Here is a 23,086-nt window from a genome sequence, read left to right on the forward strand (position 1 = left end):
AACTGACTGCACCCGCGGCTGACCACGCCGAAACTCGCCGGGCCGAGATACTCGCTGCGGGCTACAACAGCCGCCGCGCGGATGCCCACCGGGCCAGTTCGCGGCGGTCGGACAGTTGCAGTTTGCGCAGCACGGCGGACATGTGGGTCTCCACGGTCTTGACCGACACGACCAGTTCGCGCGCGACCTCCCGGTAGGTGTAGCCGCGAGCGATGAGCCGCATGACATCGCGCTCGCGCGGGGTCAACCGGTCGAGTTCGGCGTCACTGTCGGCGGCGGCGCCGGTAAAGGCGTCCAGCACGAAACCGGCCAGCCGAGGTGAGAACACCGCGTCACCGTCGGCAATCCGCCGTACCGCGTCGAGCAGTTCCGGGCCGGCGACCGATTTCGTGACGTAGCCGCGGGCCCCACCGCGGACAGCGCCGATGACGTCCTCGGGGGCGTCGCTGACGCTCAGCGCGAGGAAGCGGGTGGTGGGCAGTTCGGCGGCGCAGGCATCGAGCACGGCACGGCCGTCCCCGCCCGGCAGGTGGATGTCGAGCAGGACCACGTCGGGCCGGGTGGCGCGCACCACCTGGATCGCGGTGCCGACGTCGCCGGCCTCCCCCACGATGTCCACTGCCGCACCGAGTTGCGCCCGGACACCCGCGCGGACCAGGGCGTGGTCGTCGACCAGCACCACGCGCAGTGGCGGCGTCGTCATGGCCGGCCCGCCCCGCCGGGAGCCGGGGCGAGCCGGGGCAGCTGCAGCGCGACCTCGGTCCCCTCGCCGAGGGCCGAACGGATGGCGGCGCGGCCACCGATGCGCTCCATCCGCCCCACCACGGATTCCCGGACCCCGAGCCGGTCAGCCGGGACCGCGGCGAGGTCGAACCCCGGGCCGCGGTCGCGGACGTAGACGTCGACGGCCCGTTCGCCTACCTCGGCGTACACCGAAATGGGGCCATCCCGTCCGGCGTGCTTGGCCGCGTTGACCATCGCCTCCCCCACCGCCTGGACGAGGACGACCAGGTCGGCGTCCAGCCGGGCCTCCCCGACCACCACGACGTCCAGCGGGACGCCGTACGACGCCTCCACCGCCCCGGCGGACTGCTGCAACGCCGCCCCGAACGTCGTCGCGGGGTCGCCGCCGGGGGTGTACAACCACGTCCGCAACGCCCGTTCTTCGCTGCGCGCCAACCGGATGACCTCCTGCGGATCTGCGGCGTTCCGCTGGATCAACGTCAGGGTCTGCAGCACCGAGTCGTGGACCTGGGCGGCCACCTCGGCCCGCTCCTCGCTGCGGATACGGGCCCGTCGTTCCTCGCCGAGTTCCTGCCACCGCGCATGCAGCCACGGGAACGCGACGATCGCGATCCCCGCGACGAGCAGGATCGCGGCCAGCAGCGCCCGCCCGGCCTCGCCCAGCCCGGCACGGCCGACGAGGACCCCGGCGATGCCCAGCACCACGAGCAGGATGCCGACCACGCTGCGCCACCCGATGACCGGCCGCCCGGCCGCGGCGGTCTGCCGGGCCGCGCCGGCGGTCAGCCGGCGCCAGCGCGCGCGCTGCGCTTCGTCGGACTGCCGCCAGACCAGCGCGACGCCGACTCCGGCGACGACCAGCGGTACCGCGAGCCCGTCGACCACGGGAACTCCGATGGCGGCAAGGAACAGCAGCACCCCGATCGCGACCGCTCCCAGCGCGAGTAGCCGGGTGAGCTCGGCGTCGTCGGCCGACCGCGCAGGACGCCCGGCCGGCTCGGCGCCGCCCGGCCCCTCCCGGTGGCCCAACGGGATCACGGCCCAGTACGCGGCGTACAGCACGACGCCGAGGCCACCGACGAAGGTGAGGGCCACGAAGCCGGCCCGGACCGAGGCGACCGGCCACCGCAGATGCTCGGCGAGCCCGCGGGCCACGCCGGCGATCAGCCGGCCGTCGGGGGCGCGGTAGACCCGCGGCGTGGCGGCGACGTCGGTCACGCCGACGATCCTGCCGTGCCAGGGCGGCGGCCACATCGGGGACGAATCAGGGTGCTGCCCTGATGTGCCTCGGTGGCCGCAAGCGCCACCCTCGTCGGCATGAGCGATGCCTACGCCGCCCCGCCGCCGGGCGGACCGGACCCGAACCCGCCGTTGCCGCCTCCCGTGCCGCCGCCGCGGCCACCGTTGCGGCGCAGCACCTCCGACCGCGTGCTGGGAGGCGTGTGCGCCGGGGTGGCCCGGACGCTGGGGGTGGATCCGGTCATCATCCGGGTATTGGTTGCCGTGCTGACCGTCCTCGGCGGTGCCGGGGTCGTGCTGTACGTCATCGGCCTGCTGGTCATTCCGGAGGACGGGGCGCAGCAGAGCGAAGGCCAGCGACTGCTGTCCGGGCGAGCGAACGCCACGACGATCACGTGGCTGGCCATCGGCGCCGCCGTCCTGGTGCTGCTGGCCTTCGGCGGGACGTTCGGCCCGTGGGGATTCGGTTGGGGCGGACCGCATCTGGGCGGTCCGTTGATCGGCCTGGCCGTGATCGGCCTGGTCGTCTACCTGCTGTCGCGCCGTAGTGGTCCGGCCGCCGCGGCGCCCAGCGTCGACCCCGGACCGACCACCCCGCAGGGTTACGCCTACGGCTGGACCGGCACCTACCGGCCGACCCTGCCCGACGCCCCGCCGGTCACGGATACCGACCCGGTGCAGACCGGCGGAGCGCCGACGGTCTCCGAAGCCGTACCGCCGCTCGTCCTGCCGCCCACTGCGGGGCCGCCGCCGGTCCTGCCGCCCACTGCGGGGCCGACGCCAGCCGGCTCGCCGCGTCCGGTACGGCGGGAACCGTCGTACCTCGGCCTGGCGACGCTCAGCCTGGCCGTCGTCGTCGCCGGGATCCTCGTCCTGCTCGACCGCAGCGGCGCGTTGGCGGTCCCCGCCGGTGTGGTGCTGGCCGCCTCCCTCGGCGTGCTGGGCCTCGGGCTGCTGGTCGGGGCCGTGGTGGGCCGGGCGCGTTGGCTGGTCTGGCTCGCGGCGCCGCTGGCGCTGCTCACGGCCTGCGCCGTCGCCCTGCCGACCGGCGTGCGTTTCGGTGACGGGATCGGCCAGCGGACCTGGCGACCGACCACGGTTGCGCAGGTCGAGCAGGAATACTCCCTCGGCATCGGCAACGCCACCCTCGACCTCGCCGCGTTACCGGCGGACGCCACCGGGCAGCTGCGGGTCACGGCCCGCCAGGGCATCGGCCGGCTGCTCGTCATCGTGCCGAACGACGCGCGGGTGGAGATCGACGCCGAGGTCGGCGCCGGCGTCCTGACGGTGCCCGGGGAATCCGAGCGGAACGGTTCGGGGCTGGAGGTCACGACGACCGTCGATCCGGTGGTGACCCCGCCCGCGACGCCGCCGGCCAGCACCTCCGTGACGCCACTGACCATCGACCTCGACGCGACCTTGGGCGCCGGAAACCTGGAGGTACGCCGTGAAGCGTCATGACCTCGACGTGTTCTCGCTCATGGCCGGTCTGCTGTTCGTCGTTCTCGGCGGCGGGTACGCCCTGGCCGCGGCCACCGAAACTCATCTGGATCCGCGCTTCGTGCTGCCGGCTGCCTTGGTAGCCCTCGGGGTCGGCGGACTGGTCGGGTCGGTGGTGGGCGCCCGCCGACGGCGTGACTCGATTCCGTCGCCGGACGCGATGCCGTCGTGATCGGGCCGCGAATCGCGGCCCGATCACCGGCGGAGATTGCTCAGTTCGTGTCGTAGCCGTAGAGACTGCCCGGCTTCTTGGCGAGGGGAAGCTGCAACTGGGCGTACTCCTCGCTTCCCTCGTGGGTCCCGATCCATTTGTTGAAATCGCGGTCGAGGTGGGCCAGCCCTTCCCACGCCATTCCGTAGCCGACACCGGCGTGGTCCTCGAACAGCCTCTTCCAACGGTCGGTCATGGCACGACGCTGGAGACGCAACGACAGTTCCGAGTACGTCGCCAGCTGATGCGCGAGCTCCAGCGCACGGGGCATCAAGTCCGCTTGGGGCGCCTTTGTGATCTGACGTACTGCCGGGCCCCGATCAGCCGACGAGTCGGCGCTGTCGAAGGTCAGCCGGCAGGGCTCCGAGGTCGACTACCCAGTCGAGGCAGTTGGCCTCACCGCGCCAGTGCCTCCTCGCGCGGCAATCAGGGACCTGCTGCACTGTCCTGATGGGCAGTACCACCCGGTCGAAGGCACGCCCATTTGTTCAGCACGAAGCGGCGACTCTTCCTGCATCAGCCTGAGCTCCTAACCCCTACGCAAACTGCCAACTTCCCCGGAACTGCTAGTTGACGAGATCGTGGTCGAGCAGACCCGGTGGCAGGGCGAAGATATCGCCCTGCCACCGACTAGTCTCAGGGAAGAAGCGAATGAGTCCTGTTTGCAGGACTCGAGTCCAGTGCCCGACGATGTCGACAAGAGTCCCTTCGATGTCGTGAACCGGTCGGAGGCCGTCCACCCAGTCGAGTCGCTTGATCGAAGGATGAGCGACCTGCCGCCCCAGTTCCACGACGAGTTCGCCGCCACTGCCGAGAGGTTGTGCGAGCGGGAGCCACTCACGTCGGTAGCGGGATTCAACGCCGCCAACAGTCTCGAAGAGTCCATCGGCCGCCAAGTCACTTGCAACAGCCCAAAGGTCCTTCCGCCATCTCAAGGCATCCGCCAGCGAGAGTCCAACCAGGCCGCTGCCCGGTAGCGCCCATTGGGGAGAAGCTGAGCCATCGGCCCAGCAATACCACTCCACAACATCGTCGCACGGCACTAAACCAGAATCGGTCAACTGCGCCCTAATGTCCTCCGCCGAGAGTCCCGGCCGCATCAAGACGTCGCCCGAAGGCGCACCCAGACCGCTCCACAGACTGGACCATTTTGCCAGCGCCACAGTGAGGTCGCTCACGGTTAAGTCCTAGTTGTTACACACATAGGTGCCTCTCGGGGCTGCCGATCCGACCATGGGGACTACTAAGAATGGAGTGCCCGGAGGGTTCGCCTCTCCGCTGACCAATCCGCAGGCTTGCACGAAGCTACCGAAGTGGCCTCCGTGCGACTGGTTGGCAACCTTGTAGATCTTTGGGACGATCCTCAAGTCGGCGCCAGGGCCACTCTCGAGCACCTGCATATATCGGGGATTCATCACAGGGACATCGGCGTGAGCGACGGACGCAGCACCTTCGGCTCCGAGTTCGCTCTGCGCCACTAGTTGATCAAATCTGAGTTGTGTAGGTCCGCCGGAAGTCCGCCCGTGTCCCGCTCCCACCGATTCGTCTCGGCAGAGAAGCGCACGAGGCCTGTGCGAAGGACGCGGATCCAATGCCCGACGACATCGGCAAGAGAGCCCGCGATGTCGTGAACCGGTCCATAGCCGTCCGCCCAGTCGAGGCGCTTGACGGCTGGATGGGCCACTTGCCGGTCCAAGACCACCACAAGATCACCACCACTACCGACCGGCCGCGCCAGTGGCAACCACTGTCGTCGATAGAGCGACTCGACACCGCCGCTGTCGTCGAACATGCCGTCCGACGCCAGGTCACTCGACACCGCCCATTGCCTCTCTCGCCTACGGAGAGCCTCGGCAAGCGATACACCGACCAGGGCACTGCCCGGCAAACGCCACGTGCTGAGGGCCGAGCCGTCGTGCCAGCTGAACCAGTCAACCACGTCGTCGCACGGCGCCAGACTGGACTCGGAGAGTCGCGCCCGAATCTCCTCGATCGAAAGGCCCGGACGCATTAGCGTCTCAGGCGGAGGCGAGCCCAGGCCTGTCCACAAGCCCGACCACTCATCAAGGGCCGCCCGCAGAGCGCTCATCTCACTCCTCGTTCCTGCATACGTACGTACCCCCTGGGAGCAACTGAGCCCGTCATGGGAAATACAGGAACGGAGTACCAGGTGGATGTTCGCCGACGTCGATGAACTCAACTGCACCGAAGGCGAATTGGCAGTCGTGGTGGCGCTCGGCGTCGTCAATGTGGCGGTGCCGAACCAAGAATTTGTGTACGCGGATGTCGCGCTGAGAGGTGGGCAAGGCGACTCGGACACGGATTGACGATCGATCACTGGGGCCTCCCCGTAAGGCATAGCCTGATCTCCACCTTGTTCGGACACGGTAGTACCGCTTGCAACCACGAAACAGTCGTTCGACGTAAGCCGGCGAAGTACGCGCGGCACGGGAGCTACTTTCCGACATCGACTTGCCCAGGTGGCCGGGGTCGGATGGCAGTCGACCACGATCCGTTGCCGCCGCGCCGCGTCGCGGCGCGGTCTGCGCACTAGCCAGGATCGACTGAGCCGAACGGGTGATCAGATGCTGCCTGGACTAGCCTCTGGCTCCGTGACGATCCTGGTCGACGGTGCCAACTGGGAATGGCGTGGCCAGCTGTGGGCACATCTGGTCAGCGACAGCAGCCTCGCGGAGTTGCACGACTTCGCCGCCCGACTCGGCGTACCGGAGAAGGGTTTCGGCGGCGATCACTACGACGTGCCCGCCAGCGTCCGGGACGACGCTATCGCACTGGGCGCGGTACCGGTCAGTTCCCGCGAGCTGATGACTCGGCTGCGCGCCGCCGGTTTACGACGCCGTACCGCCCGGCCGGTCGCGGGCTGACACGCTGACAGGCGCCATTTCCCCGATCTGCGCACGACGTTCTGCCACTTGGCGTTGCGCGTGGCGCCGTCTGGCGGTTCGCCCCTACCGTTGAGGTACGTGCCCAGCCCAGCGCGCGTAGCGGCTTCGGCGATGCTCAGGGCGGCTCGACCGTGGTGCCGGTGGCGACGGTGCGAGGCGCCCTAGGCCACTACCGGTCAGCACGACCAAGCTTGAACAGGGCCAGCTCGATCTCAGCTGGTGCCACGGTGCGCCCGGCCGCCAACGTGGCTTCGGTGCTCCATCGTCGGGCGAGTTCGACATAGCGCTCGTACGTGTCTGCTCCCCACCCGCCGGAGGCCTTCAGAGAGGACCAGCCGCGGTCGTGCAGAGCCAGGGCGACATTCGCGTCCAGGATGAGGCAAGGATGCTCCGACCTGCCGCAGCCGGCGAAGTACAGATACTTCGTGAAGAACGCCGCTCCGAGGTACTTGATGCGATCTGGACCGGCGAGCAGTCGGAAAGCAGCCCCAGGACCGTCACCAGCGAGCGCCGCAGCCCTCCGCAAGGTCGTTCCGGCACCCCGAACGTCTTCCCGCACACTGTCGATGCGTTGTGAGCACAGACGCAACCTGTTGCCGGCTCCCCAGGCTAGGCTCCACCACAGCAGCGTCAACGCCCCGTCGTTCGTGTCGCTGGCTGACGCGAGCGTAAACACATCTCTGCGGCTCACCTGAGCCGTGTCGACCGCGCCGAAGAGGTCACGGCCCGGCAGGCCCTCCAAGTTCCTGTGCCACCATGCCATTGGCACGACAACGGACTGGCCACCGACGGCCGACTGAGGGCCGTTCGCCACGCGCTCGAGGACGTCGCCCGGCAGCGGTAGCCCAGACAGGTCGGTTCTCAAAGGCGGCCTCCCAGAGGTAAGCAAATGGTGGGTTACCGTAACAGCGCGGCCCACGATGCCTCGGTGATCAGGTACCGTCGCCCTTGTCTGCTGCACTCCGCCGCTGACCAGGTTGAAGGAGCGACGCAATGGCGCTCACCAATTGCCGTGAATGTCGTGGCACGGTGTCGACCGAGTCAGCCACGTGTCCCCACTGCGGGTGTCCGGATCCGACATGGGTCGATCCCGCGCGGTACCGCGCTCCCCAACCTGAGTGGAAGCCTGGGGACCCATACCCCCCGACCAGCATCCCGACGGAGCGGGCGCAGAAGCGGACCATTTTTGGTCGTCGGCGACGACTCGGAAGGTTCCGTGTAGGCGACCGCGTGCTGATCAGCAACCCTCTCTACGCGAGCGAGGGCGTCGTGCTCGACCGGTCCACCGAGTTCCAGCGCGGACACGGCACGAAGCTCTACCCGACCTGGCTGGTCGAAGGGGCAGATGGTCGGCGCCTTTGGTTGAACGGAATTGATCTCACGAAGATCAAGTAGCCACGTTCATCCTGCTCATCGCCAACCAGAATGATCAGCCGTCACTCCCACTCGATCGTGCCCGGCGGCTTGCTCGTCACGTCGAGCACGACCCGGTTCACGTCGGGTACCTCGTTGGTGATGCGGGTGGAGATCCGGCCGATCACGTCGTACGGCAACCGTGACCAGTCCGCGGTCATCGCATCCTCGCTGCTCACCGGTCGCAACACGACCGGATGACCGTACGTCCGCCCGTCGCCCTGCACCCCGACGCTGCGGACGTCCGCGAGCAGCACCACCGGGAACTGCCACACGTCGCCGTCGAGGCCTGCGGCGGTGAGTTCTTCCCGGGCGATCGCGTCGGCCTCACGCAGGATTGCCAGTCGCTCGGCCGACACGGCTCCTACGACGCGGATCGCGAGCCCGGGGCCAGGGAACGGGTGCCGCCAGACGATGTCCGGCGGGAGACCGAGTTCCAGGCCGACGGCACGAACCTCGTCCTTGAACAACGTCCGCAACGGCTCCACGAGCCCGAACTGCAGATCCTCCGGAAGCCCGCCGACGTTGTGGTGACTCTTGATCGTCGCGGCACCGGTCCCTCCACCGGATTCCACGACATCCGGATACAACGTGCCCTGCACAAGGAAGTCGACGGACTCGCCGTGCGCGCCGGCATCGGCCACGACCGTGCGTGCCGCGCCCTCGAACACCCGGATGAACTCCCGCCCGATGATCTTCCGCTTGGTCTCCGGATCGGACACTCCGTCGAGTGCGACGAGGAACCGCTCGGCGGCGTCCACCACCGTCAGCGAAACGCCTGTCGCAGCAACGAAGTCCCGTTCCACCTGCTCGGCTTCGCCCTTGCGCAGCAGGCCATGGTCGACGAACACGCAGGTGAGCTGATCGCCGACAGCACGCTGGACGAGCGCCGCCGCGACCGCCGAATCAACCCCACCGGACAGCCCGCAGATGACGCGCTTGTCGCCGACCTGCCCACGAATCGCGGCGATCTGCTCGTCGACGATCGACGCCGTGGTCCAGGTCGGTTCGATACCGGCGACGTCGTAGAGGAAGCGTTCCAGCACCGCCTGGCCGTGTTCGCTGTGCAGCACCTCGGGATGGAACTGCACGCCGGCCAGTCGGCGTGACGCGTCCTCGAACGCCGCGACCGGTGCCCCGTCGCTGGTCGCGGCTACGACGAAGCCCGCGGGCGCGGCGACCACGGAGTCACCGTGCGACATCCAGACCGTCTGCGCTGCCGGCAATCCCGTGAACAACGCGCTGTCGGTTCCCAGCACGTGCAGCGGCGTGCCGCCGTACTCCGACCGCCCGGTCCTGGCGACCTCGCCGCCGAGCGCCAGTGCCATCGCCTGGAAGCCGTAGCAGATCCCGAACGTCGGGACCCCCGTGGTGAGTAGGCCGGCCTCGACCTGGGGAGCGCCCGGTGCGTACACGCTGGCCGGGCCGCCGGACAGGATGATGGCCGCTGGTCTCTTGGCGAGCATCTCGGCGACCGGCATGGTGTGCGGGACGATCTCGGAGTAGATCCGCGCCTCACGTACCCGACGGGCGATCAACTGCGCGTACTGGGCGCCGTAGTCCACGACGAGGACAGGGCAGACGTCGGACAAGGCGGACCGTCCCGGAGTAGAAGTCATGACCGCGGTCTCAACGAGTCGGGGCGACGACGACCTCGACCCGCTGGAACTCCTTGAGGTCGCTGTAGCCGGTGGTGGCCATCGCCTTGCGCAGCGCGCCAACGAGGTTCATCGTCCCGTCGGCCACCCGGGACGGCCCGTGGAAGATCTCCGCGAGGGTACCGACCGTGCCCAGGTGCACGCGCTCGCCGCGCGGCAGCGCGGCGTGCACAGCCTCACTGCCCCAATGGAATCCGCGACCCGGCGCCTCGACAGCGCGGGCGAACGGCGAGCCCACCATGACCGCGTCGGCGCCGCAGGCGAAGGCCTTCACCACGTCGCCGCTGCGGCCCATCGACCCGTCCGCGAGGACATGGACGTAGCGTCCCCCGGACTCGTCCAGGTAGTCCCGGCGGGCCGCCGCGACGTCGGCGACCGCGGAGGCCATCGGCACCCGGATACCGAGCACGTCACGGGTCGTGTGCGCCGCGCCGCCGCCGAAACCGACGAGTACGCCGGCCGCACCGGTCCGCATCAGATGCAGCGCCGCCTGGTACGTCGAGCACCCGCCGACCAGCACCGGGACGTCGAGCTCGTAGATGAACCGCTTGAGATTCAACGGCTCCCGGCCCTGCGCGACGTGCTCGGCGGACACGGTGGTGCCGCGGATGACGAAGAGATCGACACCCGCGTCGACGACGTGTTTGGCCAGTTCTGCGGTGCGCTGCGGCGACAGCGCGCCGGCGACGGTCACCCCGGCCGCGCGGACCTCGGCGACCCGCGCGGCGATCAGCTCGGGCACCACCGGCCGGGCGTAGATCTCCTGCAGCCGGGCGGTGACAGCGGAATCCGGGAGTTCCGCCAGTTCGGCCAGCAGCGGCGCGGGATCCTCGTACCGGGTCCAGAGTCCTTCGAGGTTCAGCACCGGCAGACCACCGAGCCGGCCGATCTCGATCGCGGTGGCCGGGGACACCACGGAGTCCATCGGCGCGACGACGATCGGTGTCTCGAACCGGTAGGCGTCGACCTGCCAGCCGACCGAAACGTCCTGCGGGTCACGGGTTCGGCGGCTCGGCGCCACGGCGACGTCGTCGAACGACCACGCCTGCCGGCCGCGCTTGCCGCGGCCGATCTCGATCTCCGACACTCCGGTCCCTCTCGTCGGTGCCGGTCAGCGGCTGTGGTAGTTCGGCGCCTCGATGGTCATCGCGACGTCATGCGGGTGACTTTCCTTGAGGCCGGCCGCGGTGATCCGGATGAATCGGCCCTTGGTCTTCAGTTCGGCGATCGTCTGGGCGCCGGAGTATCCCATCGCCGCTCGCAGACCACCGACGAGCTGGTGCGCGACGTGCACGAGGGCCCCCCGGTACGGCACCTGCCCCTCGACACCCTCGGGTACGAGTTTGTCGTCGGACAACACGTCGTCCTGGAAGTACCTGTCCTTGGAGTACGACCGCGCGTCGCCGCGGGACTGCATGGCGCCGAGCGAGCCCATACCGCGGTACTGCTTGAACTGCTTGCCGTTGACGAACACGACGTCGCCGGGTGCCTCTTCGCAGCCAGCCAGCAACGAGCCGAGCATCACCGTGTCGGCGCCGGCGACGATGGCCTTGGCGATGTCACCGGAGTACTGCAGGCCGCCGTCACCGATCACCGGGACGCCGGCGGGCCCGGCCGCCAGCGACGCCTCGTAGATCGCGGTCACCTGCGGGACGCCCACGCCGGCGACGACGCGGGTGGTGCAGATCGAGCCCGGCCCGACCCCCACCTTGATCCCGTCCGCGCCGGCGTCGATGAGGGCCTGGGCGCCGGCGCGGGTGGCGACGTTGCCGCCGATCACCTCGATGGCGGTGTCCCGCTTCAACCGCGACACCATGTCGAGGACGGCGCGCGAGTGCCCGTGGGCGGTGTCGACGACGACGAGGTCCACCCCGGCGTCCACCAGCGTGCGGGCTCGCTTGTACGCGTCCTCCCCCACCCCGACGGCGGCGCCGGCGACCAGCCGGCCGCGCTCGTCCTTGGTCGCGTGCGGGTACTTGTCGGACTTCGCGAAGTCCTTCACCGTGATCAGCCCGGTCAGCCGGCCACGGTCATCGACGAGGGGCAGCTTCTCGACCTTGTTGCGGGCCAGCAGGGCCAGCGCGTCGTCGGGGCCGATCCCGACCGGGGCGGTCACCAGCGGCATCGGCGTCATCACGTCGCGCACCGACCGGGAGTGATCCTCCTCGAACCGCATGTCGCGATTGGTGACGATGCCGAGCAGGATCCCGTCGGCGTCGACCACCGGCGCGCCGGAGATCCGGTACCGGGCACAGAGCCGGTCGACGTCGGCCAGGGTGTCGTCGGGGCTGCAGGTCACCGGGTTGGTGACCATGCCGGCTTCGCTGCGCTTGACCAGGTCGATCTGGCCGGCCTGGTCGTCGATCGACAGATTCCGGTGCAGCACACCGAGTCCGCCCTGCCGTGCCATGGCGATCGCCATGCGCGCCTCGGTCACGGTGTCCATGGCACTGGACACCAGCGGCATCTGCAGGGTGATCCGGCGGGTGATGCGGGTGGAGGTGTCCACCTCACTCGGGACGACGTCGGACTCGCCCGGCAACAACAGGACGTCGTCGTACGTCAGTCCCAGCGCGGCGAACCGATCCGGCAGACCGGTGGCGGCTGGCTCCATGGCGACCTCTTCGAACGCAGGCGGCCGCGTCGGCGGCGGGCCTTCAGGCTACCGGCCGCGGCGAGCAGGTCCGACCGTCAGCGCATCCGACCATCAGCGCATCCGACCGTCAGCGCAGGAACCCCCACCGGAAGCCCAGCGCGACCGCCTGCGCGCGGTCAGCAGCGGCGAGCTTGCGGAACAGCCGCCGGGCGTGGGTCTTCACGGTGTCCTCGGACAGGTAGAGCTGGGCACCGATCTGCGCGTTGCTCTTGCCGCGGCTCATGCCTTCGAGCACCTGCTGCTCCCGCTCGGTGAGCGCCGGTGGCGCTCCCGTGGGTCGCGACGTCCCGCCGCGCACCCCGCCGACCGCCCGGCGGGTGGACAGCGCGAGGGCGACGGTCGAGGCGACCTCTTCGCGGGAGGCGTCCTTCGCCAGGTATCCGCGCGCTCCACCGGCCACGGCGCGCGCCACCCCGTCGAGGTCCTCGCCCATGGTGAGCATGACCACGTTCGCTTCGCCGTGGGCGGCCACCAGGCGCCGGGACGCCTCGATGCCACCGATCCCGGGCATCCGGACGTCCATGAGCACCATGTCGGGTCGCTCTAGCGGGTACCGGGCCAGGACCTCCTCGCCGCTGCCGGCGGAGGTGACGCGTTCCACGCCGGGCACGGTGCCGACGGACCGGCGTACCGCCTCGCGCGCGAGGGGAGCGTCGTCGCACACCAGGACCGTCGTCACACAAGCCTCCACCGCGTTCGAAGCCGTCTTTCCCTGACGGAGAAGGTGTCGGCATCGGCAGCGGCCGTCTTCACTGCCCCGGCCCGGGAAACCTGGCGACCCGCTCGCGCCGACGGTGACCTGACTCACCCCGGTGACGCAGCGTCATCACAGACCCACGACTGGCGTCCTGGCCGCACACGGGCTGCGACCGGAAGTCGTTCAGACCGGTTCGAGCATCAGCTCGGCGATGTCCGGCCGCGCGTACCAGATGGCCTGCAGGTCATCCGGAAGGTCGTCGGCGATCCGGCGTACGACGCCCCGCGCGGCGTCCAGCGAGCGCACGGCCTCGTCGTGGCTGGCGCCGAACAGCAGCGCGCCGAGCACCGCCCGCGCCGGCCACGCCAACGGCAACGTGCCGAGACTCTCGGCCAGCGAGGCTGCCCGACGCAGCGTCGCGGCGGCCTCGCGCTGGTCTCCCATCGTCAACTGCGCCATACCGAGGAAGAGCAGTCCCTTGCTGACGTGCCGCGGGGCGCTGGAGGTCTCCGCCAGGGCCACTGCTTCGGCGGCCGAGCGGGCAGCGGCGGCAGGGTCGTCGACCAGCAGGGCCACTTCGGCTGACACCCAGTGCCCGCGGACCCGCTGCCGCCACCAGCCGGAGCGGCCGGCCGCCACAGCAAGCGCCCGGTCGAGTTCGACGGCGGCGACGTCGGCCTGGCCGAGGCCGACCGCGTCCGCGGCCAGGCCGAGGTGGGCGTCGAACACCGCTTCGGCGACCTCGCCGGCCAGCCCGACGGCGTGCTCGTCGTGGCCGCGCGCCGCGACGTGGTCACCGAGTTGCCGGTGGACGCTGGCCATCGTCGACGAGGCGAGCGAGCCGAAGACGGCGCGTTCGCCGCCGAGCGCGACTGGCCGCGACAGTGGTTCGAGCACAGCCAGTCCCGCGCCGAAGCGGCCGGCCGCGGTGAGGCAGACGCCCAGTAGCCAGCCGGCGGCATCCGCTTCGCTGTCGCGGCCGGACTGGTGCGCGAGTTCGGCGGCGCGGCGCAGGACGGCCACTCCCGCGGTCGGCCGGCCGTGGAAGGCGGCCCGCTCGCCGCTGGCCAGCAGACCGGTGAGCTCGTCGTCCACCCGCACTCCTGCCTGCTCGTCCGTCGGCCCAGGCGCACGCTACGCGCGTCAGGACGCAATCTCCTGCGGCGTTCCCCCTCTTGCGTCACCGTCTTGCGTCACCGTCTTGCGTCACCGCCGACTCGATCCGCCACGCCGTCGGGCCCGTCGAGTCGCTCCACGCCGTCTCGGGACCGTCGTACGGCGGGGCCACGGACAGATCTGTCGCGGGCGGCGTTTGCCTGCCGAAGGCGCTGGGTACGTCCGCTTCGCCGGAGAGATCACCAGTGCGAGGTCCCGAGGAGGACGACATGGCCGACGTCTCGAGACTGCCGGGACCCAATGCCGACTTCTGGGACTGGCAGATGCACGCCGCGTGCCGCGGCGACGATCCGGCGGTCTACTTCCACCCGGAAGGTGAGCGCGGGTCCGCTCGGTTGGAGCGGGACCGTGCGGCCAAGGCGGTCTGCGCACGCTGCCCCGTCATCAGCCAATGCGCGCAGCACGCCCTCGCGGTGCGGGAGCCGTACGGCGTCTGGGGCGGCCTGAGCGAGGACGAGCGGGAGGCCATCTACAACCGCGGCCGGCTCGCCCCGGCGTCCTGAGACCCGCCGCCGCGCTCCTGCGGCCCGCCGACCCGTCGGCACGCTGCGACTCGTACCTTGTCCGAAACAGCCGAATCGCCACCTCGCCCGACAGCCGAACGGCCCGAACCCTGGTCAGGGTCCGGGCCGTTCGCCGTGTCGGGGGCGCTTAGTGCGAGTGGCCGTGCCCGTGGCTGTGCCCAGCCGCGGCCTCCGGCTCCTCTTCCTTGTGCTCGACGACGAGCACCTCGGTGGTCAGCAGCATGCCCGCGATGGACGCGGCGTTCTCCAGCGCCGAGCGGGTCACCTTGACCGGGTCGATGACGCCCGCGGCCACCAGGTCGCCGTACTCGCCGGTGGCGGCGTTGAACCCGTTGCCCGGGCCGAGGTCGCGGACCTTGCTCACCACGACGTAGCCCTGCTCGCCGCCGTTCTCGGCGATCCAGCGCAGCGGCTCGGCCAGTGCCTTGCGGACGATCGAGACGCCGATGGCCTGGTCACCGGTGAGGCCCAGGTCGCCGTCCAGCGCCGACGCGGCGTGGACCAGGGCGGAACCTCCACCGGAGACGATGCCCTCCTCGATGGCGGCCCGGGTGGCGGACACCGCGTCTTCGATGCGGTGCTTCTTCTCCTTGAGTTCCACCTCGGTGTGCGCGCCGACCTTGATCACGCACACGCCGCCGGCGAGCTTGGCGAGCCGCTCCTGCAGCTTCTCCTTGTCCCAGTCCGAATCGGTGCGCTCGATCTCTGCCTTCACCTGGTTGACGCGGTCGAGCACGGCCTGCGACTGGCCGCCGCCGTCGACGATCGTCGTGTCGTCCTTGGTGACCACGACGCGACGGGCCGAACCGAGCACCTCCAGGCCGACCTGGTCGAGCTTGAGCCCGACCTCGGGCGCAACCACCTGGGCGCCGGTCAGGGTCGCGATGTCCTCCAGGATCGCCTTGCGGCGGTCACCGAACGCCGGCGCCTTCACGGCCACCGACGCGAACGTGCCGCGGATCCGGTTGACCACCAGGGTCGACAGCGCTTCGCCGTCGACGTCCTCGGCGATGATGAGCAGCGGCTTGCCGGCCTGAACCACCTTCTCCAGCAACGGCAACAGCTCGCTGACGCTGCTGACCTTGCCCTGCACGAGCAGGATCCGGGCGTCCTCGAGGACGGTCTCCATCCGCTCGGCGTCGGTGACGAAGTACGGCGAGATGTAGCCCTTGTCGAACTGCATGCCCTCGGTGAACTCGAGTTCCAGCGCGGTGGTGCTGGCCTCCTCAACCGAGATCACGCCGTCCTTGCCCACCTTGTCGAAGGCCTCGGCGATCAGCTCGCCGATCGCGGCGTCCTGCGACGAGATCGTGGCGACCTGGGCGATCTCGCCCTTGCCGCTGACGTCGCGGGCGATGTCGAGCAGCTGCGCGGCGACGGCCTTGACCGCGGCGTCGATGCCCTTCTTCAGGTCCAGCGGCGCGCCACCGGCGGTGACGACCTTCAGGCCCTCGCGGACCAGCGCCTGGGCCAGCACGGTCGCGGTCGTGGTGCCGTCGCCGGCGATGTCGTTGGTCTTGGTGGCGACCTCCTTGGCCAGCTGGGCGCCGAGGTTCTCGTACGCGTCCTCCAGCTCGACCTCGCGGGCGATCGTCACACCATCGTTGGTGATGGTGGGGGCGCCCCACTTCTTGTCGATGACGACGTTGCGGCCGCGCGGACCGAGCGTCACCTTCACGGCGTCGGCGAGCGCGTTGACACCGCGCTCGAGGGCGCGCCGCGCGTCCTCGTCGAACTCCAGGATCTTGGCCATGTCTCTTCCCTCGCAGCTGATTACCGCGGCCGGGCCGCTGGTCGTACGTCGGACTCCTCGTACGACCGCCCCGGTGGCCCACAGCGGGCCGCCCGGGGCGGTCAGACGATCAGAGCTTCGTCACTTCTCCACGACGGCGAGCACGTCGCGGGCGGAGAGGATGAGGTACTCCTCGCCGTTGTACTTCACCTCGGTACCGCCGTACTTCGAGTAGATGACGGTGTCCCCCACGGTGATGTCGAGCGGGATGCGCTTGTCGCCCTCGTCGTCGAAACGACCCGGGCCGACCGCGAGAACCTTGCCCTCCTGGGGCTTCTCCTTGGCGGTGTCCGGGATGACGAGGCCAGACGCAGTGGTCTGCTCGGCGTCGAGCGGCTGGACCAGGATGCGGTCCTCGAGAGGCTTGATGGTGACCGACACGGTCGCCCTCCCCTTGCGGGATCGGTGCTGACGGATGACGCGGAGGCCCGGTCCCGCCGTCGTCGCGGTGCCGGCGAACGAGCCGTCCGATGATGCTGATATCCAGCACTCTCGGGGGGAGAGTGCCAGGCCCACCCTAGGAAGTCGTTAGCACTCCGTCAACCCGAGTGCCAACGGCCGCGGGATCCAACGGAGGCGCGGCCCAGCGGAGGGCCGGCCGCCGGGGAACTGCCAGCTGAGGCCGTTGCCAGGATGAGCCGGTGAGCCCGAGCGTGATGGCCGACCTGGCGACCGCGGACGGGGTGGCGTTGCGGGCGCATGCCGGGGAGCTGCTCGAGCAGTACGGCGAACTGGCGGCTGTCAGCCGGCTTCGCCAGACGTTCCCGGCGGCCGCCCCCGAGTTGGTCTCCGCCGCGGTCACCCAGGCGGTGCTGCAGCGGCGGGCCGTCGGCCGGCTCGGCGGCCGGGCCGCCGGGCTGTTGCTCACCGCCGACGGCCTGGCGCAGGCGACCCGCCCGGTGGTCGCCGATCGGCGGGCGGAGCGGATCGCGGCGGCCGGCTACCGCCACGTGGCCGACCTGGGCTGCGGTCTCGGGCTGGACGCCCAGGCCCTGCTGTCCGCCGGCCTGCAGGTGGACGCGGTCGAACTCGATCCGGTGACAGCGGCCGCCGCCCGGGCGAACCTCGCCGGCCGTCACGGTGCCGTCGTATGGCAGGGCGACGTCACTGATCCGGCGGTCCTGGCCGCGGCGGTCCGCCCAGACGGGGTGGTCTTCGTCGATCCGGCGCGGCGCGACCCGGCGGCGCCCCGCGCGGTGGACGGTCGTTCCGCGCGCCGGGTGATGGCGCCGGACCGCTGGTCGCCGCCCTGGTCGTGGGTACGCGAACTGGCGGCGTCGCACCCCGCGACGGTGGCCAAGGTGGCCCCCGGCATCGACCGGGCCGCGGCGCCGGCCGGGGCGGAGGTCGCGTGGACCAGCGTGGACGGCGACGTGGTCGAGGCGTGCGTGTGGTTCCCAGCGCTGGCCGAACCGGGCGTACGACGACGCGCCGTCGTCATCGATCACGGTGTGGCACACCAGCTCACGTCGGCCGAAGCAGTCGAAGTGCCCGCCCCGGTAGGGCCGGTCGGGCCGTGGCTGGTCGAACCCGACGGTGCCGTGCTGCGCGCCGGGCTGGTCGCCGAGGCCGCCGCGACCGTGGGCGGTCGGCTCGTGAACTCCGGCATCGGCTACGTGTGTTGCGACGACGAACCGGTCACCGCGTGGGGTACGGCGTACCGCGTCGTGGCGCCGCTGCCGTCGCAGCTCAGGGCGCTGCGGAATGCCCTGCGGCAGCGCGGGTTCGGCGACGTGGTGGTCAAGAAGCGGGGCGTCGCGATCGTCCCGGAACAGGTTCGCGCCACCCTGCGACTCGGCGGCGCCGGCCCCACCGCGACGCTGGTGTTCACCCGGACTCCCACCGGCCCGCTGACCCTGCTGGTGGAACGCGCACCGACGCCATAGTCACCGAGCACCAGGCGAACACCCTCGGAGCAGCGCCGGCCCGGTCAGGTGACGCTTGATATCTACAGTCGCTGCAGCGCGGTAGCCGGGGGAATTCTGCCGGCGCGCCACGATGGGTAGAGCCCGGCGATGAGGCCAGTTGCGACGCCGAGAGCGGGCGCGACGAGGAGAAGACGAGGGTCCAGGACCGGCGTCCACTGCTGGGCCGCCGAGCCCACCAGGATGGCTGCCACACCGAGCGCCGAGCCGAGGAGCCCTCCGAGGCCGCCGACGATCGTCGACTCGATCAGGAACTGCGACGAAATGTGCGATGGCTTGGCGCCTAAGGCCTGACGTAGACCGATCTCCCCAGTGCGCTCCATCACGGCGACCAGGGTGGTGTTGGCGATAGCGACAGTGCCAATGACCAAGGCGATCGCGGCCAGTGCGAGCAGAAGACCGTTCAGCGAGCTGTTGACGGGATCGGTGACGATCGACCAGTCGGGTGGAGTGCTGACATTGAAATGACCGGGGTGTGCCGCATCGAGCGCGTATGGAGCCTGCCGGCCGATCAAGGCAGCCGCCCCCAGCTTGGTACGGATCAACGCTTTGGCCGGTTGATCTGGGGGCGCGTACCGGCTGATCGCGAGCGGTGCCGGGATCATGATGGCGTTGTCCAACTCGGGCAAAGACCCTGTGTCCGAGAGGATACCGATGACCGAGTAAGCGTCATTGCCGATGAACACCGCGGGGTTGGTGACCACGGAGGAAATACCAAGGTTTGCAGCGGCCGATGGCCCGAGCACCGCAACGGACTGACCCTTGAGGACGTGGAAGTCGTTGAAGACCACGCCCGACGCCACGTGCGCTCCTGCCGCCTTGAGGGTGCCGCCTTCGACGCCCCACGCCGTCAGAGACGCCCCGGCGTCCGGCGCGATGTGATCCGCCGACGGCTGCTTCGCGATGGTTCGCCTCTGTCCGGTGAGCGGATCGGGCTCGACGGCGGTGGTGAAGTAGACCCCGGCATCGACTACCCCGTTGAGGCGCCGTAGTCGCGGCCCGACATCGCTGGGGTACGAGTATGGTTGTGCCCCAGCCGAGTCGCCGGCCTGCGTCACGTTCTTGAACTGGGCATCCGCGACAGTCACCGTAGTGGCGACGAGTTCGTTGAACTTCGACGTGATCTGCCCCTGGGCGGTGGCCGTCAACCCGAGGATCGCGATCACTGCCGCACAGCCCAGGACGGTGCCGATCATCGTCAAGAGGGAGCGGGCCGGTCTGGCAGCAATAGTCGAGACGGATTCGCGAATAGCGTCGACTGTTCGGATTCTCGACGCTCGCACGGCCGTCGGCTGCGACGGCCGTGCAGAACGTTCACCGCCTGTCCCGGGACGTCTCATGGGCTATCGGGATATCGGGGACCGACTGGAGCGCCGCGGGACGGAATGTCGCGGACATGACCGTCGTGCACCTCAATGCGCCGACGCGCCCGGGCCGCGAGCTGCTCGTCGTGGGTCACCATCACGATGGTGAACCCTGCGGCATTCATGTGTTCGAACAGGGCGACGACCTCCTCAGATCGCTCGGAGTCGAGATTGCCGGTGGGTTCGTCACACAGCAGTACGGCTGGTCGGCCCGCTAGTGCGCGAGCGATCGCGAGACGCTGGCGCTCACCACCGGACATCACGGAGGGCAGGAAGTTGGCTCGGTGCGACAGGCCGACCATGGCGATGGCATCAGTCGCACGTACCAGACGCTCCCTGCGAGGTGTCTTGGCGTAGACGCCTGCCAGAGCGACATTGTCCAACGCAGTCCTGTTGCCCAGAAGATGGAAGGACTGGAAGACGAAGCCGATCTTGCTGCCCCGCAAGGCCGCGCGTTGCGCCGGACGGAGAGGTCCGGTGTCGGTTCCATCCAGCAGGTATCGGCCTGCTGTGGGCTGGTCCAACAGCCCCATGAGGTTGAGAAGCGTCGACTTGCCCGATCCCGACGGGCCCACGATCGCGGCGAAGTCGCCGTGGTGGATCGACAAGTCGACAGGGCGTATGGCGTGAACCAGTCCGGGCCGCGGATACGTCTTCTCGATCGCCTCCAAGACAATGACCGGAGCGCCGACTTGGCCGGTCAACCGCCGACCACCACCACGTCACCCACGCTGAGTGCGCCGATGACCTTCGGTTTGACCTCTACCACGTCACTGCCCGTCACACCGACCGTCACGGGCACGCGGGTCAGCGACTGGTCGACAGCTTGAACAATCACCGACAGATCCCCGTTCGCGTCGGAGTTGACTGCGCCCTCTGGCACAGCCAGAACATCTCCCGTGGTCGACGCCGCCACGAAGGTCACCTTGACGTCCGCCCCTTCGAGCGAGATAGGCAGCGGATCGGGAGTGGAGATGCTGACTTGGGTCTGCCCTGGGGTCGGCGCGCCGCGAACCGAGATGACCAGCCCGCTGACCTGGCCGCTTGGGAGGTCAACCTCTGCCTGGCTCCCCACCTTCACGAATCCTGCCTGAGAGGTGGGGATCAGCGTATCCAGCACCAATGCAGCCGCGGACACCGTGAACAACGGAACTTGCGGTGCATAGCCGATCCCCGTGGCGATCTGAGTGACGGTGGCTGGAAGATGGGGCACGAACACGACCTCGTTTCGGGGCACCATCGTGCCGCGATGGGCGATGTCCAGATCCAGCGCCCGGCGAGCGGCCGCGACCGCTCGGCCGTCGCTGGAGAGCTCCGCGTCACTCGGCCCCTGGTAGGTCGGCTTCGGGCCAGCGGTTGCCGAATCCCTCTTGTTCGCCTCCTTCCACGCCTCGAGCGCACTGGAGAGCTCCTTCTGCGCGAGACGTTTTCGTGCCTTGGAGTCGGTCAGTGTGGAGATCGCGTTGTTGAGGGTGTCGCGATCAGCTTGGATCGCAGCCTCATCGGTCCCGTCCCCTCCGTCCGTACTCGGCGGGGCGTAACCCGCCGCGCGGTACATCCGGTCGACAGCTGCCTTCGTGCCTCCATCGAACACGCCGTTGATCGGACCCGAGTATTCGCCCATCGCGGCCAGCGAACGCTGCAGCTGCGCGACGTCAACGCCGCTCATCCCCGGCTCGATGTCGCGGTACGACGCCTTCGTCCCCTGCAGAACGATGACTGGGCGCCCATTGACCTCCACAACAACCTGCCCTTGGCGCACGCCGTCCCCTCGCTTGGCGAAGACCCCGGTGAGTACCTCGTCGCCGCCAGCTCCGTCGCCAGATGCGCTGGCACCAGACGCGGCTCCCGTGGCGACGCCGTCGCCCGGCGGCAGGAGCGAACCGAGACCGACTCGAACCGAGTCGACCGCCTCGACCCGGCCCCGGCTGATCACTGTGCTCCGGATCGTCGTCGACTGCACTGCGGCGGTGATGATCGTCGCCGCCGGTCGCTGCGATCGTGCGGCAACCTCCCGCGGGGACTCCATCGTCCGCGACGCCATCCAGCCACCCGCCGCACCGGCCACAGCAACGACGACCAACACCGCCAACCACCCCCGGCCACGCATACGTGCCGATCGCCGGTCCACTATCGCCGGCATCGCCTGGGTCGTCTCGGCCAATTCGTCCAGCGACAACGTCTCCGTCTGCGCACCACTGTCCCTACGGCCTGAAGGAGATAAGCGGCGCAGTGGTCTAGCCATACGCCTTGATAATTCCCTGGGCATTCTCCAACTTCTGACTCCGGGCCTCCTCGATAACCTTGAGGACCGGCCGGTTCGTCGCCGCCATTGCAAGCTGGCGATCCCACAACGTCTTCCTGAAGACATCGGCGAGCCGAGACGACCGTTTGCAGCCGACGTCTGTCACCGCCGTGTTCACCTCCGCGGTCGACGGCTGAGGAAGGCTTCGACTCACGGCGCTCTCGGCGGTGACCTGAAAGCCGCCGAACGCCCTGAAGGCATTCTCAGGTGAGGCGTAGTCGAAGCCGGCGTTCTTCATGCACGTCGACCACAGTTGGAGCACCTGCTTGTAGGTCGGGTCCGCATACGTGGCGTTCAACGAGTCCTGGTAGATCGTGGCCAGAACCGGGGTACTCGCGTCCTCACTCGGAACGTTCTTCTCGATCATGCGGTCAGCTTCGCCGTCGCAGCCATCATTGCCGGCGACCTTCAGCGCTTCCTCGTACTTCGGGTCGCCAATGACCCGCTGCTGACCTTTCTTGTCAGAATCCGTTACGGTTCCCGCGAACACCTGATAGCCGTACTTCTTCGCATAGTCGACATCGAGGATTCCGATGTAGCCGTCGAACAGGATCGGACCCGAGTTGACCGTCTCAAGCTTCGGCGGTGGATCGAGAAGCGTGAATCCCTGATCGATCATGCACTTCTTGACGACGAGATAATAGGCGGTGTTCAGGAGCAGCTTCTGCTGTGGGGTCATGTCACCGAGTAGCGCCCCCACCGTCGGAACTATCTCCCCGGTCTGGCCCGGCGGAATCGAGTCATCCTTGGACAGCACCGGGAGCGTCGCCGACGCATCCCCGCTCGCTGAGGCCTCGCTCTTCGATCCAGAAGAGTCTTGATACAGACTGGATGCCACGACAGAGCCGTCTGGGCTGGCACCGTTGCCTTCGGAGGTACAGGCGGCAAGCAACAGGATGCTTGCCGCCTGTACCAGGACAACTGCAGCTACGGCGCAGCGTCTACTTCTCGTGGTCGAGAAGGTGTCCCCGTTCAC

Annotated in this window: 21 protein-coding genes; 5 read left to right on the forward strand and 16 right to left on the reverse strand. The window is 69.3% G+C overall.

What is annotated here, in order from left to right; translation table 11 throughout:
- Positions 1 to 61: 61 nt before the first annotated feature.
- On the reverse strand, positions 62 to 703 hold the full coding sequence (locus EPO13_00250; protein TAK71302.1) for a response regulator transcription factor: 642 nt from the start codon (positions 701 to 703) through the stop codon (positions 62 to 64).
- Positions 700 to 1,998, reverse strand: coding sequence for an ATP-binding protein (locus EPO13_00255; GenBank protein ID TAK71303.1), 1,299 nt, complete (start codon positions 1,996 to 1,998; stop codon positions 700 to 702). The genes EPO13_00250 and EPO13_00255 overlap by 4 nt, the downstream gene beginning before the upstream one ends.
- Positions 1,999 to 2,061: 63 nt before the next feature.
- Between EPO13_00255 and EPO13_00260 the strand changes: the two genes are divergently transcribed.
- Together EPO13_00260 and EPO13_00265 are read left to right on the forward strand one after the other, a co-directional pair.
- Positions 2,062 to 3,444, forward strand: a complete 1,383-nt coding sequence (locus EPO13_00260) for a PspC domain-containing protein (GenBank protein TAK71304.1) — start codon at positions 2,062 to 2,064, stop codon at positions 3,442 to 3,444.
- A complete protein-coding gene (locus tag EPO13_00265; GenBank protein ID TAK71305.1) occupies positions 3,431 to 3,655 on the forward strand; it encodes a hypothetical protein in 225 nt (74 codons plus the stop codon). The genes EPO13_00260 and EPO13_00265 overlap by 14 nt, the downstream gene beginning before the upstream one ends.
- Before the next feature lie 40 nt (positions 3,656 to 3,695).
- Here the strand turns inward: EPO13_00265 and EPO13_00270 are convergent, their stop codons facing one another.
- From EPO13_00270 to EPO13_00280, 3 genes are all read right to left on the reverse strand, one after another.
- Complete coding sequence (locus tag EPO13_00270; protein ID TAK71306.1) at positions 3,696 to 3,890, reverse strand: hypothetical protein; 195 nt, start codon at positions 3,888 to 3,890, stop codon at positions 3,696 to 3,698.
- Between the two features lie 370 nt (positions 3,891 to 4,260).
- Positions 4,261 to 4,872 carry a hypothetical protein gene (locus EPO13_00275; GenBank protein ID TAK71307.1) on the reverse strand — a complete coding sequence of 204 codons (612 nt, stop codon included), beginning with the start codon at positions 4,870 to 4,872 and terminating at the stop codon, positions 4,261 to 4,263.
- Positions 4,873 to 5,171: 299 nt separating this feature from the next.
- A complete protein-coding gene (locus EPO13_00280; protein TAK71308.1) occupies positions 5,172 to 5,783 on the reverse strand; it encodes a hypothetical protein in 612 nt (203 codons plus the stop codon).
- Between the two features lie 523 nt (positions 5,784 to 6,306).
- Between EPO13_00280 and EPO13_00285 the strand changes: the two genes are divergently transcribed.
- Positions 6,307 to 6,579 carry a DUF4031 domain-containing protein gene (locus tag EPO13_00285; protein ID TAK71309.1) on the forward strand — a complete coding sequence of 91 codons (273 nt, stop codon included), beginning with the start codon at positions 6,307 to 6,309 and terminating at the stop codon, positions 6,577 to 6,579.
- Positions 6,580 to 6,769: 190 nt separating this feature from the next.
- Here the strand turns inward: EPO13_00285 and EPO13_00290 are convergent, their stop codons facing one another.
- The 6 genes from EPO13_00290 to EPO13_00315 form a co-directional block, all read right to left on the reverse strand.
- On the reverse strand, positions 6,770 to 7,465 hold the full coding sequence (locus EPO13_00290; protein ID TAK71310.1) for a hypothetical protein: 696 nt from the start codon (positions 7,463 to 7,465) through the stop codon (positions 6,770 to 6,772).
- A gap of 571 nt (positions 7,466 to 8,036) precedes the next feature.
- Complete coding sequence (locus tag EPO13_00295) at positions 8,037 to 9,605, reverse strand: glutamine-hydrolyzing GMP synthase (GenBank protein ID TAK71346.1); 1,569 nt, start codon at positions 9,603 to 9,605, stop codon at positions 8,037 to 8,039.
- Between the two features lie 37 nt (positions 9,606 to 9,642).
- Positions 9,643 to 10,758 (reverse strand): GuaB3 family IMP dehydrogenase-related protein, encoded by a 1,116-nt coding sequence (locus EPO13_00300; GenBank protein TAK71311.1) that lies wholly within the window; start codon positions 10,756 to 10,758, stop codon positions 9,643 to 9,645.
- 24 nt (positions 10,759 to 10,782) lie between these two features.
- The gene (gene guaB, locus EPO13_00305; protein TAK71312.1) at positions 10,783 to 12,285 is read right to left on the reverse strand and encodes an IMP dehydrogenase; all 1,503 of its coding nucleotides are present in this window, start codon (positions 12,283 to 12,285) and stop codon (positions 10,783 to 10,785) included.
- Between the two features lie 109 nt (positions 12,286 to 12,394).
- Complete coding sequence (locus tag EPO13_00310; protein ID TAK71313.1) at positions 12,395 to 13,006, reverse strand: response regulator transcription factor; 612 nt, start codon at positions 13,004 to 13,006, stop codon at positions 12,395 to 12,397.
- 201 nt (positions 13,007 to 13,207) lie between these two features.
- On the reverse strand, positions 13,208 to 14,119 hold the full coding sequence (locus tag EPO13_00315) for a hypothetical protein (protein TAK71314.1): 912 nt from the start codon (positions 14,117 to 14,119) through the stop codon (positions 13,208 to 13,210).
- A 290-nt stretch (positions 14,120 to 14,409) separates the two neighbouring features.
- On the opposite strand from EPO13_00315, the gene EPO13_00320 reads away from it, so the two are divergent.
- Positions 14,410 to 14,703, forward strand: a complete 294-nt coding sequence (locus tag EPO13_00320) for a WhiB family transcriptional regulator (GenBank protein ID TAK71315.1) — start codon at positions 14,410 to 14,412, stop codon at positions 14,701 to 14,703.
- Positions 14,704 to 14,851: 148 nt separating this feature from the next.
- Here the strand turns inward: EPO13_00320 and groL are convergent, their stop codons facing one another.
- Positions 14,852 to 16,477, reverse strand: a complete 1,626-nt coding sequence (gene groL, locus EPO13_00325; GenBank protein TAK71316.1) for a chaperonin GroEL — start codon at positions 16,475 to 16,477, stop codon at positions 14,852 to 14,854.
- Positions 16,478 to 16,597: 120 nt separating this feature from the next.
- Positions 16,598 to 16,897, reverse strand: a complete 300-nt coding sequence (locus EPO13_00330) for a co-chaperone GroES (GenBank protein TAK71317.1) — start codon at positions 16,895 to 16,897, stop codon at positions 16,598 to 16,600.
- A gap of 260 nt (positions 16,898 to 17,157) precedes the next feature.
- Here EPO13_00330 and EPO13_00335 point away from each other — a divergent pair, with 260 nt between their 5' ends.
- On the forward strand, positions 17,158 to 18,402 hold the full coding sequence (locus tag EPO13_00335) for an SAM-dependent methyltransferase (protein ID TAK71318.1): 1,245 nt from the start codon (positions 17,158 to 17,160) through the stop codon (positions 18,400 to 18,402).
- A gap of 62 nt (positions 18,403 to 18,464) precedes the next feature.
- On the opposite strand, the gene EPO13_00340 is transcribed toward EPO13_00335, so the two are convergent.
- Genes EPO13_00340 through EPO13_00350 form a run of 3 tightly spaced genes read right to left on the reverse strand, consistent with a single transcriptional unit; the run spans position 18,465 to position 22,176 of the window.
- Positions 18,465 to 19,781, reverse strand: a complete 1,317-nt coding sequence (locus EPO13_00340) for an ABC transporter permease (GenBank protein TAK71319.1) — start codon at positions 19,779 to 19,781, stop codon at positions 18,465 to 18,467.
- Positions 19,778 to 20,509 carry an ABC transporter ATP-binding protein gene (locus EPO13_00345; protein ID TAK71320.1) on the reverse strand — a complete coding sequence of 244 codons (732 nt, stop codon included), beginning with the start codon at positions 20,507 to 20,509 and terminating at the stop codon, positions 19,778 to 19,780. Before EPO13_00345 ends, EPO13_00340 begins: the two co-directional genes overlap by 4 nt.
- Positions 20,506 to 22,176, reverse strand: a complete 1,671-nt coding sequence (locus EPO13_00350; protein ID TAK71321.1) for a peptidoglycan-binding protein — start codon at positions 22,174 to 22,176, stop codon at positions 20,506 to 20,508. Before EPO13_00350 ends, EPO13_00345 begins: the two co-directional genes overlap by 4 nt.
- Positions 22,177 to 23,086: the final 910 nt, after the last annotated feature.

It is taken from the genome of Actinomycetota bacterium (assembly GCA_004297305.1).
Lineage (GTDB): Bacteria > Actinomycetota > Actinomycetes > S36-B12 > FW305-bin1 > FW305-bin1.

Coding starts and splice junctions, on each gene's coding strand:
- EPO13_00250 (TAK71302.1), bottom strand. CDS start 703: ATGACGACGCCGCCACTGCGCGTGGTGCTGGTCGACGACCACGCCCTG.
- EPO13_00255 (TAK71303.1), bottom strand. CDS start 1,998: ATGTGGCCGCCGCCCTGGCACGGCAGGATCGTCGGCGTGACCGACGTC.
- EPO13_00260 (TAK71304.1), top strand. CDS start 2,062: ATGAGCGATGCCTACGCCGCCCCGCCGCCGGGCGGACCGGACCCGAAC.
- EPO13_00270 (TAK71306.1), bottom strand. CDS start 3,890: ATGACCGACCGTTGGAAGAGGCTGTTCGAGGACCACGCCGGTGTCGGC.
- EPO13_00280 (TAK71308.1), bottom strand. CDS start 5,783: ATGAGCGCTCTGCGGGCGGCCCTTGATGAGTGGTCGGGCTTGTGGACA.
- guaB (TAK71312.1), bottom strand. CDS start 12,285: ATGGAGCCAGCCGCCACCGGTCTGCCGGATCGGTTCGCCGCGCTGGGA.
- EPO13_00320 (TAK71315.1), top strand. CDS start 14,410: ATGGCCGACGTCTCGAGACTGCCGGGACCCAATGCCGACTTCTGGGAC.
- groL (TAK71316.1), bottom strand. CDS start 16,477: ATGGCCAAGATCCTGGAGTTCGACGAGGACGCGCGGCGCGCCCTCGAG.
- EPO13_00340 (TAK71319.1), bottom strand. CDS start 19,781: ATGAGACGTCCCGGGACAGGCGGTGAACGTTCTGCACGGCCGTCGCAG.
- EPO13_00350 (TAK71321.1), bottom strand. CDS start 22,176: ATGTCTTCAGGAAGACGTTGTGGGATCGCCAGCTTGCAATGGCGGCGA.